The organism is Halohasta sp. A2 (assembly GCF_056175805.1).
In genome coordinates this window covers 1-474 of sequence record NZ_JAQFWV010000206.1, presented here as the reverse complement: position 1 = coordinate 474, position 474 = coordinate 1, and the positions used below count along the sequence as shown (strand labels likewise).

Sequence of the window (474 nt, the reverse complement as noted above, 5' to 3'; positions counted from 1 at the left end):
GAACGTGACCGTGTCGATGCCGCCGAGCGCATCGATACGTTCATTGCCGGAGAGCGCCGTGAAGCTGTCATCGCCCGGTGTGTACCGGTCAGCTTGACCTGGGATTCGTCCACGTCGGTGATGGCGACGGTGATGGTCTGATCGTCTGACAGGCTGCCGTCGGATGCGCGCACCTGAACGACGTAGCTGTTGTTGTGATCGGAGTCCGCGGGTGTCTCGAAATCCGGCGCCGCAAGGAAAGACAGTACGCCGCTCGCTCCGTCTATCTGGAACCTGGGCCCATCGGCGCCGCCGACGATGGAGTACGCGAGCGTCGTGCCGGCATCGGAATCAGTCGCTACAACAGTGGTGACGGCCGTGGAGTTCTCTGCAATCGACGTGCTCGCCGTGGTGCCGCCACCGTTCGAGGTGATCACGGGTGCCAGGTTTGTAGCCGTGACAGCAGCAAGTTTCGTGACCTGCACGGTTATCAAC

1 protein-coding gene is annotated in these 474 nt (G+C 62.0%); it reads right to left on the bottom strand.

Annotated elements, in window-relative coordinates:
- Window positions 1–416 (bottom strand): cadherin repeat domain-containing protein (locus O2S87_RS18800; RefSeq protein WP_475410234.1); only part of this gene is annotated, 416 nt, incomplete at its 3' end.
- Window positions 417–474: the final 58 nt, after the last annotated feature.